Origin of the sequence: Zhengella sedimenti, assembly GCF_046506625.1 — a bacterium.
Lineage (GTDB): Bacteria > Pseudomonadota > Alphaproteobacteria > Rhizobiales > Rhizobiaceae > Zhengella > Zhengella sedimenti.
Genome location: NZ_JBKFFP010000003.1, coordinates 348,595 through 363,715, shown reverse-complemented (window position 1 = coordinate 363,715; position 15,121 = coordinate 348,595). Strand labels below are relative to the sequence as shown.

General features: G+C 65.6%; 13 protein-coding genes and 1 pseudogene. 1 reads left to right on the top strand and 13 read right to left on the bottom strand.

Annotated elements, in window-relative coordinates:
• Nucleotides 1–302: 302 nt before the first annotated feature.
• Entirely contained in the window at nt 303–944 is a 642-nt protein-coding gene (locus ACLB6G_RS11085; protein WP_410356232.1) for a DsbA family oxidoreductase, read from the top strand.
• A gap of 3 nt (nt 945–947) precedes the next feature.
• Here the strand turns inward: ACLB6G_RS11085 and ACLB6G_RS11080 are convergent, their stop codons facing one another.
• From ACLB6G_RS11080 to ACLB6G_RS11020, 13 genes and pseudogenes are all read right to left on the bottom strand, one after another.
• Entirely contained in the window at nt 948–1,313 is a 366-nt protein-coding gene (locus ACLB6G_RS11080) for a hypothetical protein (protein ID WP_410356231.1), read from the bottom strand.
• Complete coding sequence (gene ubiV, locus ACLB6G_RS11075) at nt 1,310–2,236, bottom strand: ubiquinone anaerobic biosynthesis protein UbiV (RefSeq protein ID WP_410356230.1); 927 nt, start codon at nt 2,234–2,236, stop codon at nt 1,310–1,312. The genes ACLB6G_RS11080 and ubiV overlap by 4 nt, the downstream gene beginning before the upstream one ends.
• 4 nt (nt 2,237–2,240) lie before the next feature.
• Nucleotides 2,241–3,242: a ubiquinone anaerobic biosynthesis protein UbiU gene (gene ubiU / locus ACLB6G_RS11070; protein ID WP_410356229.1), complete on the bottom strand. Its 1,002-nt coding sequence runs from the start codon at nt 3,240–3,242 to the stop codon at nt 2,241–2,243.
• Nucleotides 3,239–3,769: an SCP2 sterol-binding domain-containing protein gene (locus ACLB6G_RS11065; RefSeq protein ID WP_410356228.1), complete on the bottom strand. Its 531-nt coding sequence runs from the start codon at nt 3,767–3,769 to the stop codon at nt 3,239–3,241. Before ACLB6G_RS11065 ends, ubiU begins: the two co-directional genes overlap by 4 nt.
• Before the next feature lie 62 nt (nt 3,770–3,831).
• Entirely contained in the window at nt 3,832–4,353 is a 522-nt protein-coding gene (mog, locus tag ACLB6G_RS11060; RefSeq protein WP_410356227.1) for a molybdopterin adenylyltransferase, read from the bottom strand.
• A 4-nt stretch (nt 4,354–4,357) separates the two neighbouring features.
• Nucleotides 4,358–5,398 carry a GTP 3',8-cyclase MoaA gene (moaA, locus tag ACLB6G_RS11055; RefSeq protein WP_410356225.1) on the bottom strand — a complete coding sequence of 347 codons (1,041 nt, stop codon included), beginning with the start codon at nt 5,396–5,398 and terminating at the stop codon, nt 4,358–4,360.
• The gene (gene can, locus ACLB6G_RS11050) at nt 5,388–6,038 is read right to left on the bottom strand and encodes a carbonate dehydratase (protein ID WP_410356224.1); all 651 of its coding nucleotides are present in this window, start codon (nt 6,036–6,038) and stop codon (nt 5,388–5,390) included. The genes moaA and can overlap by 11 nt, the downstream gene beginning before the upstream one ends.
• A 24-nt stretch (nt 6,039–6,062) precedes the next feature.
• A complete protein-coding gene (locus ACLB6G_RS11045) occupies nt 6,063–6,983 on the bottom strand; it encodes a peptidylprolyl isomerase (RefSeq protein WP_410356223.1) in 921 nt (306 codons plus the stop codon).
• A 5-nt stretch (nt 6,984–6,988) separates the two neighbouring features.
• Nucleotides 6,989–7,711: a respiratory nitrate reductase subunit gamma gene (gene narI / locus ACLB6G_RS11040; protein ID WP_410356222.1), complete on the bottom strand. Its 723-nt coding sequence runs from the start codon at nt 7,709–7,711 to the stop codon at nt 6,989–6,991.
• Between the two features lie 12 nt (nt 7,712–7,723).
• On the bottom strand, nt 7,724–8,434 hold the full coding sequence (narJ, locus tag ACLB6G_RS11035) for a nitrate reductase molybdenum cofactor assembly chaperone (RefSeq protein ID WP_410356221.1): 711 nt from the start codon (nt 8,432–8,434) through the stop codon (nt 7,724–7,726).
• Nucleotides 8,434–9,969 carry a nitrate reductase subunit beta gene (gene narH / locus ACLB6G_RS11030; protein WP_410356220.1) on the bottom strand — a complete coding sequence of 512 codons (1,536 nt, stop codon included), beginning with the start codon at nt 9,967–9,969 and terminating at the stop codon, nt 8,434–8,436. The genes narJ and narH overlap by 1 nt, the downstream gene beginning before the upstream one ends.
• Nucleotides 9,966–13,721 (bottom strand): nitrate reductase subunit alpha, encoded by a 3,756-nt coding sequence (locus ACLB6G_RS11025; protein ID WP_410356219.1) that lies wholly within the window; start codon nt 13,719–13,721, stop codon nt 9,966–9,968. The genes narH and ACLB6G_RS11025 overlap by 4 nt, the downstream gene beginning before the upstream one ends.
• Nucleotides 13,639–15,097: pseudogene (locus ACLB6G_RS11020) on the bottom strand (NarK family nitrate/nitrite MFS transporter); the annotation flags it as partial. The pseudogene ACLB6G_RS11020 and the gene ACLB6G_RS11025, both read right to left, overlap by 83 nt.
• Nucleotides 15,098–15,121 lie beyond the last annotated feature (24 nt).

The window sequence follows — 15,121 nt, the reverse complement described above, 5'->3', positions numbered from 1 at the left end:
GCTTTCTGGGCGATTTTTCTCAGGATGTAAACGGAGAGGAGCAGGGCCTTGGCGGCAATCCGGCCGCCAGGCGCTCCTCAGCGGACCTGGCGGACGCCGCTAAGAAGCAGAAGGCCGAGCAGGCCCGTGGCGCGGGACGCGCGGGCATGGATCATGTGCCGGGCCGGACGGATGGTCATGGCGGGCATATAAGGCCAAGCCCGCCTTCCGGTCAAGCCGCTTGGGTTGCGGGGTGTTTCCCGCGCGCACCACATGCCCTATGTTCCGTTCGCGAAGAACCCGGCAACAGGAGGAGGCTTTCCATGCGCGTCGATATCGTCTCGGACGTCGTCTGTCCGTGGTGCGCGGTCGGCTACTACCAGCTTGCCGAGGCGGCACGCCAGGCCGGCACGCGGCTCGAAGTCCACTGGCATCCCTTCCAGCTCAATCCCCATATCGGTCCCGAAGGCGAGAACCTGCGCGATCACCTGGCGGCGAAATACGGAACCACGCCGGAACAATCGAAGGCGGCGCGCGACAGGATCACCGCGCTTGGCGCAGACGTCGGCTTCAGCTTCGATTTCAGCGACGACACACGGACCTGGAACACGTTCGATGCCCACCGGCTGATCGGCTGGGCGGAACTGCACGGACGCCAGCACGAGACCAAGCTGGCACTGCTGAAAGCCAATTTCACCGATAACCGCAACGTCTCGGACCATGCCGTCCTCGTCGACGTGGCCCGCTCGGCAGGCCTCGACGGAGACGAGGCGCGCGCGATGCTGGCATCCGGCGCCTATGTCGACGAACTGCGCGCGGCGATGGATTTCTGGCGCGCCCGCGGCATATCCGGCGTGCCCTCGGTCATCTTTCTGGGCCGCCATCTCGTCACCGGCGCGCAGGGCGTCGACACCTATCGCGACATTCTCGGCCAACTGGCGCAGATGGAGACGGGCCCGGCCTGAAACCTACCCTTCCGGCCCGTCGCCGGCCGCAAGCTCGCGCATGTCGGCCGCGCCGCGCCGGGCGGCTTCCGCCACATCCTCGAACAGATGCGCGATTTCCTCGAACACCGAGCGGTCGCTTTCCTGGAAGCCGACGCTGTCCAGTTCGCCGAGCAGGTCGAGCAGGGAGAGAATGCCGGCCACCTGGTTGCGCGCGTCGTTGAGACGGGCGCGGCGGTGGCGCATCCGCTCCATCGCATTGAACGAGGACAGGGCCTCGATCAGCCGTTCCCGGCAGGCGCAGTCGAGGTCCACGCCGGACAGCACTGCCGTCAGCCGGTTGGCCAGGTCGTCGCGCGACGTCGCGCCCGGGCTCCTGGGCGCCGTCACTGGATCGTCACCCCGCCGGCATGGACCGGCACGTGATGCCGGCCCGGCACCTTGTGAAAGAAGCCGTTGGAAAACCGCACATCCCCGCACAAAGCATGCAGGCGTTCCGACGCATCGCCTGCGCCCCGTTTCCCGTCGGCCAGGTCGCGGAAAATCGACGCGACGGCCACCATGTCCACATCCTGCGGCATGAGCCGCAGGGACGTGATGCCCATGGCCAGGATCGCCGGCACTTCCGCGGCCAGGCAGACATAGCTTTCCGACTGCGTCTGGATACCGTTGATCCGCAGGAAGGCCTCGCCCGCCGCCGTCACCAGCGGCATGCCATCGGCATCGTCCTCGCAGACGAACTGGCAATTGTCCTTGTGCCGGCCATGCGCGCGGGCATGGTAGCAGCGCGCCGAGACGGCCAGCGGTGCGCGCCCGAAAACCTGAACCTCTGTTGAAACGCAAAGCGCCTGCGCCGCGTGCGCCGCCGCTTCCAGCGAGGGACGCGGCAATTCATGCGGCAGGCAGACATGCGTCGCACCCTGCCCCGCCATCCAGGCGATGGTGGCCTCGTTGGTGGCGTTGAGGAACGGGCCGATCCGGTGCGCGCGGTTGCCGCGCGCGGCCAGCCCGCTGACATTGTTGATCTCGACCTCGAAATCGTCCTGAGCGCAAAGCTGCACGGTCGCCTGCCGTTCGCGCGGCAGGATCACCTCGGCCAGCGTGGAAAGCACCACGCGCTTGCCGCCGCGCTGCAGGCGTTCGATCACGTCCGGCATCTCGGCTTCGAAGAAGGGCGAGCGCTTCGAACAGATCACCTCGCCCAGATAGACGGTGCCCACCGGCGCCTCGTCGGCAATGCGGGCATAGAAGTCGCGCTTCCTTTCCGCCGGCCAGTGATAGGCAATCGGCCCGATCGTCAGTTCCGCGGCCATGGCCTCACCTCCACTTCTTGGTTTCGAATGCGCCCTGCGTCTGCTTCTGCCCCTCGGTCAGCGCCACCAGGTCGGCGATATTGGCTGGCCGGCCGGCCATCACGTCGTCGATTGCCGTGCGAAAGGCCGACACGACGCTGCGCACGTAGCTTTTCGAACGCTGCCGCCCCTCGATCTTGAAGGCATGCACGCCGGCATGGATGAGATCGGGCAGCATGCGCGCGAGATTGAGGCTCACCGGTTCCTCGAATGCATAATAGCCGTCCGGCCGGTGCGGCGCGCGGTAGCGGCCCTTGCAGATGGTCGGATATCCGGCCATCTCGTCCGCGCCGAAGCGGTCGATGACGCTGCCCGACAGGCAGCTCGACACCGCGCCGTCGGGTTCCTTGCGATATTCCACTTCGCTGGCCGGTGAGCAGACGCCATCCAGATTGGTGGACTGTCCCGTGACGTAATTCGTCAGGCTGCAGCGCCCTTCCACCATCAGCCCGTGGTTGCCGAAGATGAAGGTCTCGATCTCGCAGGGGATCGCGGCCGCGATGGGCCTGATCTCGGCCACGGTGAGGATGCGCGGCAGCACCACCCGCTTCACACCGAAATGCTCGCAATAGTAGGCGATTGCCTCCGGGCTGGACGCCGCCGCCTGCACCGAGAGATGCAGCCGCACACCCGGATGCCGCTCGGCCACATACCGCGCCACGCCCATGTCGGCCACGATCAGCGCGTCGATGCCGAGCGCCACGGCCGTGTCGGCGGCCTCGCGCCAAAGGTCCACCTTGCCGGCGGGCGGATAGGTGTTGAGCGTCAGCAGCACCTTGGCGCCGCGCTCGTGCGCGTAGGCGATGGATGAACCCAATTCTTCGGTCGTGAAGTTCAGGCCGGGAAAGTTGCGCGCATTGGTGGCGTTGCGGAAGCCGCAGTAAACGGCGTCGGCACCGGCATCCACGGCCGTGCGAAGTGCCGCCGGCGTACCGGCAGGGCAGATCAGTTCCGGACGCACCGTCATGCCACCCTCCCCGGTGCCGCCGCACCATTGCCGCGCCGCAGGAAGGTCAGCGCCATGCGTCCCGGTGGGCCGAACAGGTCGGCCGTGTCGGCGGCAATGGATCCGTCCACGTCGTCCAGCGCATTGCGCAGCGTCACCACCGCATCCGTGTTGCCGAGGATTTCCAGGTCGCGCGAGAAGAAGGAGGCATCGCCATCCGCACCGGCGTCGACCAGGTCGAACAGGGTTCGGAAACGGCCCCGGATCAGTGCGTCATGGGCCGGCAGGGCGTCCCGCGAAACAGTGCGGAAGGAAGGCGCCGCCGGATCGGGGCGCAGGATCAAGGCAAATGGAAACTCGACGGGATCGATGATGTAGACCGAGCTCACATGCGGCCCGAGCCGGTCGAAGATGGAGCGGTGTTTCACCGCAAGCCGGCGCACGGTGCGCATCAGCATCGGGTCCAGCACACGGCCCGCCACGGCATTGGCAAGGCCCGCCAGCGGGCGGCTGTCACGGGGCGCGGCGGCTTGGCTTGGCATGTCCATTCGTTCAGTCCTTTCAAGAGCAGGCAGGGCGGCGGTCCGGCCCTGCCCGGACCGCCAAGGGGTCATTGTCCGGGCCGGAAGGCTGCGACCACCTCCGGGTCGGTCTCGATGCGTCCGGCCCCGATCAGGTCGAGGCAATAGGGAATGGCCGGAAAGACGGCGTCGAGGCAGGTACGGATGGAGGCCGGCTTGCCCGGCAGGTTGACGATCAGCGTGGAGCCGCGGACGCCCGCCGTCTGGCGGGAGAGAATCGCGGTCGGCACCTCTTCCAGGCTCTTCTTGCGCATCAGTTCGCCAAAGCCCGGCAATTCCTTTTCGATGACGTCCGCCATGGCTTCAGGCGTCTCGTCGCGCGGCGAAGGACCGGTACCGCCGGTGGTCAGCACGAGATCGGCCCGGTCGGTGCTGCAGAGGTCCAGCAGCGCCGAGGCGACGGTGTCGCGGCCATCCGGAATGATCCTGATCTCGAAGTCGAAGGTCGAGGTAATGGCCTCCTTGAGCCAGGCTTCGATGGCCGGCCCGCCCTTGTCTTTGTATTCGCCGCGGCTGGCGCGGTCGGAAATCACGAGGGCGACAATGCGCATGGGTTCATCCTCCAAGATGGGACATTGGCCGGGACAATCCGCCCGATACCGTGCCGTCATAGCCGAAACCATGGCCCCACGGCTTGGCCGCGACGGCGCCGAGAATGGCCTGTTCCAACCGCCCGGGCCCCTCGCCGGACCGCAGCGCAGCGCGCAGGTCCACTGCACCGTCGTCGCCCATGCAGGGGAAGAGCTGTGCGGTGCAGCTCACCCGCATCCGGTTGCAGGCAGCACAGAAATTGCACGACAGCGGCGCGATGAAGCCGATGAGACCGCCGGTTTCCCTGACCCGCATGAAACGGGCCGGCCCTCCGGTCTTTTTGGCCACCGGCTCGAGTGTGTAGCGCGCCTTGAGCCAGCCCTCGGCCTCGCCAAGCGGCAGGTGCATGTCGCCGTAATCGTCCAGCGCGCCACCCAGCGGCATCGCCTCGATGAAGGTCAGGTCCATGCCGCGCTCGTGCGCGAAGGTGATGAGGTCCGCGGCATCCCGTTGGAACCGGCCCTTCTGCACCACCGCGTTGAGCTTGACCGCCAAGCCTTCGCCGAGCGCCGCATCGATGCCGGCAAGCACCTTGTTGACGTCGCCCCAGCGCGTCACCGCCCGGTAGCGCTCCGGGTCCAGCGTATCCAGCGAGACATTGACGCGCCGCACGCCGTTTTCCTTGAGCGCCGCCGCGTGGCGCGCCAGCAGCGTTCCGTTCGTGGTCAGGGTCACTTCGTCGAGATCGCCCGCCTCCAGATGCGGTTTCAACTGGGCGAAAAGCGTCATGATGTTCTTGCGGACAAGAGGTTCGCCGCCGGTCAGGCGCAGCTTGCGGATACCAAGCCGCATGAACGTCTCGGCCACCCGGTAGGTCTCTTCCAGGCTGAGCACGTCCTTGCGCGGCAGGAAGGTCATGTGTTCCGACATGCAATAAGTGCAGCGCAGGTCGCAGCGGTCCGTCACCGAGAGCCGCAGATAGGTGATCGCGCGCCCGAACGTGTCGATCAGTCTCGCGTGACCCGGCGCATTCGTCTTCACGGTGCTGTTCCTTTCAAAAGCCATGGGAATGGCCGCCAGCGCAGCCGCCGTCGGCGCAGCTTGTACTGCCCCCGGCACGGGCACGGCCGCAGCCGAGGTCGCGCAGCAGACCGTCATGCAGGCCGTAGACCCAGCCGTGAATGGCCAGCCTGCGCCCGCGCGCCCAGGCAGACTGGATGATCGGCGTGCGCGCCAGGCTGTCCACCTGTTCGCGAATGGACAATTCGCACAACCTGTTGAGGCGCTCGTCGCCGCCGCCGCAATCCGACAATTCGCCATCGTGACGATCCGCCACATCGCGGATCGGCTGCAGCCAGTGGTCGATGATGCCATGGCGATGGCCGTCCATGGCCGCCCGCACGCCACCGCAGCCATAATGACCGCAAACGATGATGTGCTTGACTTCCAGGCTTTCGACCGCGAATTCGAGCACCGAGAGCAGGTTCAGGTCGCCGCGGTGGACGAGATTGGCCACGTTGCGATGGACAAAGACTTCCCCCGGCTCGAGCCCCGTGATGACATTGGCCGAAACGCGGCTGTCGGAACAGCCGATCCACAGGTATTCCGGTTTCTGGAGCTTCGACAACCGGTCGAAATAACCCGGATCGTCGCGCTTGCGGCCCTCGGCCCATCGCCTGTTGTGATCCAGCAGGTCGGTGATCATCGCCTGCACTCCACCTTGCGTCTGTTACTGCACCAGCGGCGAACTTGCCCCGCCCATGTCGATGCCGGTGATCTTCGCCTGGCCCGCCAGGATGGAGACATATTGCGCCACCGCGCGCGAGAAGGCCTGCGCCTCCAGCCAGTCCGCGATACGCTGACGCACCGCCTCGAATGGCAGTTGGCGGGCTTCGACCGCCCGGTCGAGCGCGATGACATGGAAGCCGAACCGCGTGGCGACCGGCGAACGGGTGATCTCGCCCGGCATCATTTGCGCCAGCGCGGATTCGAATTCGGGCACCGTCGAACCGGGCGAAAGCTGGCCCAGATTGCCGCCCTGCGCCGCCGACGGACAGGCCGAGACCGCCTCGGCCAGCCTGGCAAACCGGCCCGGGTCCCGTTGCAGCGTGTTGCAGAGATCCTGCGCTTCCAGCCGTGCCTTCTCGCGCCGCTGGGCATCGCTTTCCGGCGCGGCAACGAGAATGTGCCGCGCCTCGTAGAGCGGCGCACTGGCGAACCGGTCGCGATGGGTCTCGTAGAAGCGCCGGCATTCATCCTCGTTTGCCGCCGGCACGGCGACTTCACGCTCGGTCAGCGCGCGGATCGCCGCGTCCTCGAAGGTCTCGGTCTGGCCGTTTTCGGTGGTCTGCAGATCGCAAATCATGTCCAGCCGCCGCGCTTCGTTGATGAGAAGCTGGCGCACGACAAGCGCGTGGGCGGCCGCGCGCAGCGCCTCGCCCGGATCGTCAGCCGGATGGTTCTGCGCCTCGTGCAGGATGGCCTCCTCGGGGATTGCCACGCCATCGACGGTGATGGCCTTCATCACCGGCAGCGGCTTGGGCGGAACGGACGTGTCAGGCTCCGTGTAGGTGGTGTAGCCCTTGCCGTCGGGTGCCGGGCCGACGGGCGCGCCGCCGGCAAGGCTCGGATTGCGGTAGATGGTTGCCATGATGCTCATTCCCCTGCCGGAAGCCGCACCGGCGCGGCGCGGCGGTTGCGCTCGCGCACCACCTGGTAGCCCGGACGCCAGAAGTAGCGCAGCGGAACCGACAGCATGTGCACCAGGCGGGTGAAGGGGAAGAGAAGCAGGATCGTGAGCCCCAATACCAGGTGCGCCTTGAAGATGATCGACACATGCGCGACATGCGAGGCCGCGTCGCCCTGGAAGGTGAAGATGCCCTGCGCCCAGGCCATGAACCGCACCATTTCCTCGCCGTCCAGATGCTGCATCGAGATCGGGATCGTCGCCAGGCCGAGCGCAAGCTGCACCCACAGCAGGATGATGATCAGCGTGTCGCTCGTGCTGGAATTGGCCCGCACGCGCGCATCGAACAGGCGGCGGTGGACGAGCATGCTCCCCCCGATGATCGCCATGACACCGGCAATGCCGCCGGCCACGATGGCCAGCACCTGCTTGGCGCCGTGGCTGATGCCGAGCGCATCGAAGATGGCGATCGGTGTCAGCAGGCCGATGAGATGGCCGAAGAAGATGACGATCACGCCGACATGGAACAGCACCGAGCCCCAGACAAGCTGCTTGCGGCGCAGGAGCTGCGAGGAACCGGACCGCCAGCTGTACTGGTCGCGGTCATAGCGCAGGATCGAGCCGAGGATCAGCACGACCAGCGCGACATAGGGATAGATCCCGAAGAGGAGCGTATTGAAAAAGCCGGACATCGTGGCCTCCGGTCACAAGGGGTTGGCCGGCACGTCGTCCGGCTTGCGGGTGTGGGCGCGCATCTGGCGCTGCAGGCGGTCCGGACCGCAGGCGTTTTCCCCGGCATTGCCGCCGAAGGTCACCGCCTCCTCTTCCCAGATCCGGTCGAGGGCTTCGAGGTCCGCCGGATCGTCGTCCGGCGTCTCCATCAGTTCGCCGACCAGCCCGGCATCAGGCTTTCCCGAGGCCAGGTCCTCCAGCACGGCGAAGGCGTTGGCATAGACCGAGCCGCGCTTCTTCAGGCGCTCGCGCAGGGCGGCGACGATATGGGCCACCTGCGACAGGAGGTCGGCGGCTTCCGGCGCCGGCTTGATCGACAGGTATTCCAGGAACAGCGGCAGGTAGTCGGGCAATTCCCTGGCGTCGATTTCCAGCCCGTCGGCCTCGTACATGGCCATCAGGTCGACCATGGCCTGTCCGCGGTCGCGGCTTTCGCCGTGAACGTGCTCGAACAGGTGCAGCGACAGCGTGCGTGTGCGGTCGAACAGGTATACGTAGCGTTCCTGCGCCTCGAACAGGTCGAGGGCCTCGATGTCGCTTGCCAGCACGTCGAGGAGTTTCCGCTGCGCCGGGCCGGCCCGGTCGAGGCCGGCGATGGCCTGCCGGATGTCCGGCAGGGCCTTGTGCATCGTCTCGTCGGGATAGGCGAGCAGGATGGAGAGGATCTTGAGTGTCGTGTTCATCACACGCCCTCCGTCAGCTTGTTGACCGGTGTCTGAACCGTGCGGGTGCGCTTGGCGCCGAACAAGTCGCTTTCGCCGCCGCCCGAGCAGCCATTGCCGAAGGTGAAACCGCAGGAACCGCGCACGTCATAGGCATCCTCGGAGATCTCGCGATGCGAGGTCGGAATGACGAACCGGTCCTCGTAATTGGCGATGGCCATGATCTTGTACATGTCCTCGATCATGGCGCCGGTCATGCCGACCTTCGCCGCGATCGCCTCGTCGGTGACGCCGTCGATGGACTTGGCCCGCATGTAGGCGCGCATGGTCAGCATCCGTTCCAGCGCCGAGACCACCGGTGCTTCCTTGCCGCCCGTCAGCAGGTTGGCGAGGTAACGGACCGGGATCCGGAGAGACCGGACGTCCGGCATGTCGCCGTCCAGTCCGATCTTTCCGGCCTCCGCCGCAGACGTGAGGGGTGAAAGCGGCGGAATGTACCAGACCATTGGCAGGGTCCGGTATTCCGGGTGCAGCGGGAAGGCCACCTTCCATTCCATGGCCATCTTCCAGACCGGCGACCGGCGCGCCGATTCCAGCCAGGCTTCGGGGATGCCGTCCTTGCGTGCCTGTTCGATGACGGCCGGATCGTTGGGATCGAGGAAGATCTTCAGCTGTTCCTCGTAGAGTTCCTTCTCGTCGGCCGCCGAGGCCGCTTCCTCGATGCGGTCGGCGTCATAGAGCACGACGCCGAGATAGCGGATGCGCCCGACGCAGGTTTCCGAGCAGACCGTCGGATGGCCGGCCTCGATGCGCGGATAGCAGAACACGCATTTCTCGGATTTGCCCGAAGACCAGTTGTAGTAGATCTTCTTGTAGGGGCAGCCCGAGACGCACATGCGCCAGCCGCGGCACTTGTCCTGGTCGATCAGGACGATGCCGTCATCCTCGCGCTTGTAGATGGCGCCGGACGGGCAGGAGGCGACGCACGTCGGATTGAGGCAGTGCTCGCACAGGCGCGGCAGATACATCATGAACGTGTTCTCGAACTCGCCGTAGATCTGCTTCTCGACGCCTTCGAAGTTGTAGTCCTGGGACCGCTTGGAGAACTCGCCGCCGAGAATTTCCTCCCAGTTCGGACCCCATTCGATCTTCTCCATCCGCTCGCCGGAAATCTGCGAGCGCGGGCGCGCCGTCGGGAAGGCCTTGCTTTCGCGGGCCGTCTGCAGGTGGTCGTAGTCGAAGTCGAACGGCTCGTAGTAGTCGTCGATCTCCGGCAGGTCCGGATTGGCGAAGAGCTTGGCCAGGATGCGCCACTTGGCGCCGCCCTTCGGCTCGATCTTGCCATTGGCCTTGCGCCGCCAGCCGCCGTTCCAGCGCTTCTGGTTTTCCCAGTCCTTCGGATAACCGATGCCGGGCTTGGTTTCGACGTTGTTGAACCAGGCGTATTCCACGCCCTCGCGGTTCGTCCAGACGTTCTTGCAGGTAACGGAACAGGTGTGGCACCCGATGCACTTGTCGAGGTTCAGCACCATGCCGATTTGGGCGCGGATCTTCATTCTGCCGCCTCCTTGGATGTGACGGTTTCGCCGAGCGGATCTTCCATCCAGTCGACCTTCTCCAGCTTGTGCACCACGACGAACTCGTCGCGGTTCGACCCGACGGTGCCGTAGTAGTTGAAGCCGTAGGCCTGGTGGGCGTAGCCGCCGATCATGTGGGTGGGCTTGGTGATCGCCCGCGTGACGGAGTTGTGGATGCCGCCGCGCTGCTGGGTAAGCTGCGATCCCGGCGTGTTCACGATCTTCTCCTGGGCGTGGTACATGTAGACCGTTCCCTGCTTCATGCGCTGGGAGACGACGGCACGCGCCACGATGGCCCCGTTGGAGTTGAACACCTCGACCCAGTCGTTGTCGACGAGGCCAGCGGTCTTCGCATCCTCTTCCGAAATCCAGACCACAGGCCCGCCGCGGTTGAGCGTGAGCATCATCAGGTTGTCGGAATAGGTGGAGTGGATGCCCCACTTCTGGTGCGGGGTGATGAAGTTCAGCACCACCGACTTCCGGCCAGCCGTCTTCTCCTCGATCACCGGGGTGATGGTCTTGGTATCGATGGGAGGACGGTAGACGCAGAACGCCTCGCCGAAGGCCCGCATCCACAGGTGATCCTGGTAGAGCTGCTGACGCCCGGTCATGGTGCGCCACGGGATCAGTTCGTGGACGTTGGTGTAACCGGCGTTGTAGCAGACCTTCTCCGATTCCAGGCCCGACCAGGTCGGCGAGGAGATGATCTTGCGCGGCTGGGCGACGATGTCGCGGAAGCGGATCTTCTCGTCTTCCTTGGGCACGGCCAGGTGGGTGTGGTCGCGCCCGGTATTCTTCGACAGCGCTTCCCAGGCCTTCACCGCGACTTCGCCATTGGTCTCGGGCGCCAGCATCAGGATCACTTCCGTGGCATCGATGTCGCTCTCGATGCGCGGGCGGCCCTTGGTCGGCCCTTCCTCGGTCACCACGCCGTTGAGGCGGCCGAGCGCCTCGACCTCGTGCTCGGTGTTCCAGGAAATGCCCTTGCCGCCATTGCCGAGCTTGTCCATGAGCGGACCGAGCGCGGTGAAGCGCTTGTAGAGATTGGGATAATCCCGCTCCACCACGGCAACCGCCGGCATCGTCTTGCCCGGCAGCGGCTCCACCTCGCCGGTCTTCCAGTCCTTCACGTCGAAGGGCTGGGCCAGTTCACCCGGCGTGTCGTGCAGGATGGGAACGAGCACCACGTCCTTCTCCACGCCCAGGATTTCCGGGGCCACGTCGGAGAACTTGCGCGCGATGCCCTTGAAGATGTCCCAGTCGCTGCGCGCTTCCCAGGCCGGATCCGCAGCGCTCGACAGCGGATGGATGAAGGGATGCATGTCGGAGGTGTTGAGATCGTTCTTCTCGTACCAGGTGGCCGTGGGCAGGACGATGTCGGAATAGACGCATGTGGTCGACATGCGGAAGTCGAGCGTGACCAGCAGGTCCAGCTTTCCTTCCGGGGCTTCGTCATGCCACTTCGCCTCGCGGGCGCGCTGGCGGCCTTCCTCGCCAAGGTCCTTGCCCATCAGGCCGTTTTGCGTGCCGAGCAGGTGCTTGAGGAAATACTCGTGTCCCTTGCCCGACGAACCCAGCAGGTTGGAGCGCCAGACGAACATGTTGCGCGGCCAGTTTGCCGGATCGTCCGGGTCCTCGCAGGACATTTCCAGGTCGCCCGCCTTGAGATGCTGCGCAACGTAGTCCTTCGCCTCCAGCCCGGCATCCGCCGCCGCCTTCGCGACTGCCAGCGGGTTGGTCTTGAGCTGCGGTGCTGACGGCAGCCATCCCATCCGCTCGGCGCGGATGTTGTAGTCGATCAGCGTTCCGTCCCACGGTCCTTCCGGCGCCGTCGGCGACAGGATTTCGTCCACCGTCAGCGTCTCGTAGCGCCACTGGTCGGTATGGGCATAGAAGAAGGAGGTGGAGTTCATCTGGCGCGGCGGGCGGCCCCAGTCCAGCCCGAAGGCCAGCGGCAGCCAGCCGGTCTGCGGACGCAGCTTTTCCTGGCCCACATAGTGGCTCCAGCCGCCGCCCGACTGGCCGATGCAGCCGCACATGACCAGGAGATTGATGATCCCCCGGTAGTTCATGTCCATGTGGTACCAGTGGTTCAGGCCGGCGCCCAGGATGACCATGGAGCGGCCCCTGGTCTTCTCCGCGTTGAGCGCGAACTCACGCGCCACCGTGATGATGTGGTCGCGCGGCACGCCGGTGATCTTCTCCGCCCAGGCCGGCGTGTAGGGCACGTTGTCGTCGTAGGACGTGGCGCAGGTCGCATCGTTGAAGCCCCGGTCGAGGCCGTAATTGGCCACGAACAGGTCGAACACCGTGGCCACAAGCGTGTCGCCCTCCGCCAGCTTCAGCTTCCTGGCCGGCACCGAGCGCAGCAGCACGCTCTGGTGGTCGGTGCCCTGGAAATGGTCGTGCTCGCGATTGCCGAAATAGGGGAAGGCAACGCTCGCCACTTCGTCATGGTCGCTGTCGAGCACGAAGCTCATGTCCAGTTCGACATCGCGGCCCTTGCCGTCCTTGCTCTCCAGGTTCCACTTGCCCTGCTCGCCCCAGCGGAAGCCGACCGAACCGGCCGGAACGACCGGCTTCTTGGTCTTTCCGTCGATGGCGACGGTCTTCCATTCCGGGTTGTTGGTCTCGCCGAGCCCGCCCTTGAAGTCGGAGGCGCGCAGCAGCCGGTCGGGCACGAAATGTCCGTTCTTCCTCACCAGCTTCACCAGCATCGGCATGTCGGTATAGCGGCGGCAGTAGTCCTCGAAATACTCCGCCTGGCGGTCGAGGTGGAACTCGCGCAGCACCACATGGCCGAGCGCCATGGCGAGCGCGGCATCCGTGCCCTGCTTGGGATGCAGCCAGATGTCGGAGAACTTGGCGGCTTCCGAATAGTCCGGCGAGACGACGACCGACTTGGCGCCCTTGTAGCGCACCTCCGTGTAGAAATGCGCGTCCGGCGTGCGCGTCTGCGGGACGTTGGAGCCCCACAGGATGAGGAAGCCGGAATTGTACCAGTCGGCCGATTCCGGCACGTCGGTCTGCTCGCCCCAAGTCATCGGCGAAGCCGGCGGCAGGTCGCAATACCAGTCATAGAAGGACATGCAGGTGCCGCCGAGCAGCGACAGATAGCGCGAGCCGGCCGCGTAGGAGACCATGGACATGGCCGGGATCGGCGAGAAGCCGATCACGCGGTCGGGCCCGTAGGTCTTCGCGGTCCAGGCATTGGCGGCCGCGATGATCTCGTTGACCTCGTCCCAGGTGGCGCGCACGAAGCCCCCATGGCCGCGGATGGAGGTATAGGCCGACCGCTTGGCCGGATCGGTCTGGATCGCTTCCCAGGCGCCGACCGGCGACTTCACGGCCCGCTCCTTGCGCCACAGCTTCAAAAGCCGCGAGCGGATCAGCGGATATTTCACCCGGTTCGCGGAATACATGTACCAGGAGTAGCTGGCTCCGCGCGAGCAGCCGCGCGGCTCGTGGTTCGGCAGGTCGGGGCGCGTGCGCGGATAATCCGTCTGCTGCGTCTCCCAGGTGACGATCCCGCCCTTGACGTAGATCTTCCAGGAGCACGAGCCGGTGCAGTTGGCCCCGTGTGTGGAGCGCACGATCTTGTCGTGCTGCCAGCGCTTGCGGTAGGCGTCTTCCCAGTCCCGGTTCTCGTTCGTGGTGACGCCATGGCCGCCGGAGAACGTTCCGGTATTGGTTTTCGCCAGGAAGTTCAGGCGGTTGAGGAGATGTGACATGTCGGGAAACCTTTCTCGGGGTTTCAGCAGGAAACCGGGGCGCCCTTGCGCGAATAGAAGAACCAGGTGATCGCCAGGCAGACCACGTAGAACCAGAGGAAGCCCCAGAGCGCGGCGTCGGGAGCGCCGGTCATCGCGATCGAGGTGCCGTAGGCCTTGGGGATGAAGAAGGCGCCATAGGCGGCAATTGCCGATGTGAAGGCGATGATGGCGGCGCTTTCGCGCTCGGCGACCTTCAGCGTGTCGGCATTGTTGGCGCCCAGGATGCGCGGGATTTCCTTGCGCATGATCGACGGGATCATCTGGAACGTCGAGGCATTGCCCACGCCCGTCAGGAAGAACAGGGCCATGAAGCAGGCGAAGAAGCCCCAGAAATTGCCGCCCTGGCCGTCAACCGGCAGGAACTGGATGACGCCCCACACGGCGATGATCATGCCCAGGAACACCCAGAAGGTGACGCGGCCGCCGCCGAAACGGTCGGAGACCCAGCCGGTCGCGGCGCGCGACAGGGCGCCGACAAGCGGTCCGAGAAACGCGTAGGACAGTGCGTTGACCTCCGGGAACTGCGTCTTCATCAGCAGCGGGAAGCCCGCCGAGTAGCCGATGAACGAGCCGAACGTGCCGGTGTAGAGAATGCACATGACCCAGTTGTGGAAGCGCTTGAGGATCGAAAGCTGGTCGGAGAGCGATGCCTTGGCGTCGGCGATGTCGTTCATGCCGAACCAGGCGGCGATGGCGGCAATCGCGATGAACGGCACCCAGATGAAGCCGGCATTCTGCAGCCAGAGCTTCGAGCCGTCCTCCAGCACCTGCGCCTCGCCGCCGATCGAGCCGAACACGCCCATGGTGATGACCAGCGGCACGGTGAACTGCATGACCGAGACGCCCAGATTGCCCAGACCCGCATTCAGCGCCAGGGCATTGCCCTTGGTCTTCTTGGGGTAGAAATAGGCGATGTTGGCCATGGAGGAAGCGAAGTTGCCGCCGCCGAAGCCGCACAGCAGCGCCAGAACCAGGAACGTCATGTAGGATGTCTCGGGGTTCTGGATGGCGAAGCCGATGCCCAGCGCCGGAAGCAGCAGCGAGGCGGTGGAGATGGCCGTCCAGCGCCGCCCGCCGAAGATCGGCACCATGAAGGAATAGAAGATGCGCAGCGTTGCGCCGGACAGGCCCGGCAGCGCGGCCAGCCAGAAGCGCTGGTCGACGGTGAAGTCGAAGCCGATGGCCGGCATGCGGGCGACGACGACCGACCACACCATCCAGACCGAGAAGGCAAGCAGAAGCGCCGGGATCGAGATCCAGAGGTTGCGGGTCGCGATGGCGCGGCCGGAATTGTCCCAGAACGCGGCGTCTTCGGGACGCCAGTCTTGCAGGACGGGGCCGCGGGCTGCGGCAGATGC

Bases quoted from the DNA above. Each gene is read 5' to 3' on its own strand.
- narJ (WP_410356221.1), bottom strand. From the start codon at position 8,434: ATGAACACGACACTCAAGATCCTCTCCATCCTGCTCGCCTATCCCGAC.
- ubiV (WP_410356230.1), bottom strand. From the start codon at position 2,236: ATGGCCGCGGAACTGACGATCGGGCCGATTGCCTATCACTGGCCGGCG.
- can (WP_410356224.1), bottom strand. From the start codon at position 6,038: ATGATCACCGACCTGCTGGATCACAACAGGCGATGGGCCGAGGGCCGC.
- ubiU (WP_410356229.1), bottom strand. From the start codon at position 3,242: ATGACGGTGCGTCCGGAACTGATCTGCCCTGCCGGTACGCCGGCGGCA.
- narI (WP_410356222.1), bottom strand. From the start codon at position 7,711: ATGTCCGGCTTTTTCAATACGCTCCTCTTCGGGATCTATCCCTATGTC.
- ACLB6G_RS11085 (WP_410356232.1), top strand. From the start codon at position 303: ATGCGCGTCGATATCGTCTCGGACGTCGTCTGTCCGTGGTGCGCGGTC.
- ACLB6G_RS11065 (WP_410356228.1), bottom strand. From the start codon at position 3,769: ATGGACATGCCAAGCCAAGCCGCCGCGCCCCGTGACAGCCGCCCGCTG.
- mog (WP_410356227.1), bottom strand. From the start codon at position 4,353: ATGCGCATTGTCGCCCTCGTGATTTCCGACCGCGCCAGCCGCGGCGAA.
- ACLB6G_RS11045 (WP_410356223.1), bottom strand. From the start codon at position 6,983: ATGGCAACCATCTACCGCAATCCGAGCCTTGCCGGCGGCGCGCCCGTC.
- moaA (WP_410356225.1), bottom strand. From the start codon at position 5,398: ATGGCTTTTGAAAGGAACAGCACCGTGAAGACGAATGCGCCGGGTCAC.
- ACLB6G_RS11025 (WP_410356219.1), bottom strand. From the start codon at position 13,721: ATGTCACATCTCCTCAACCGCCTGAACTTCCTGGCGAAAACCAATACC.
- narH (WP_410356220.1), bottom strand. From the start codon at position 9,969: ATGAAGATCCGCGCCCAAATCGGCATGGTGCTGAACCTCGACAAGTGC.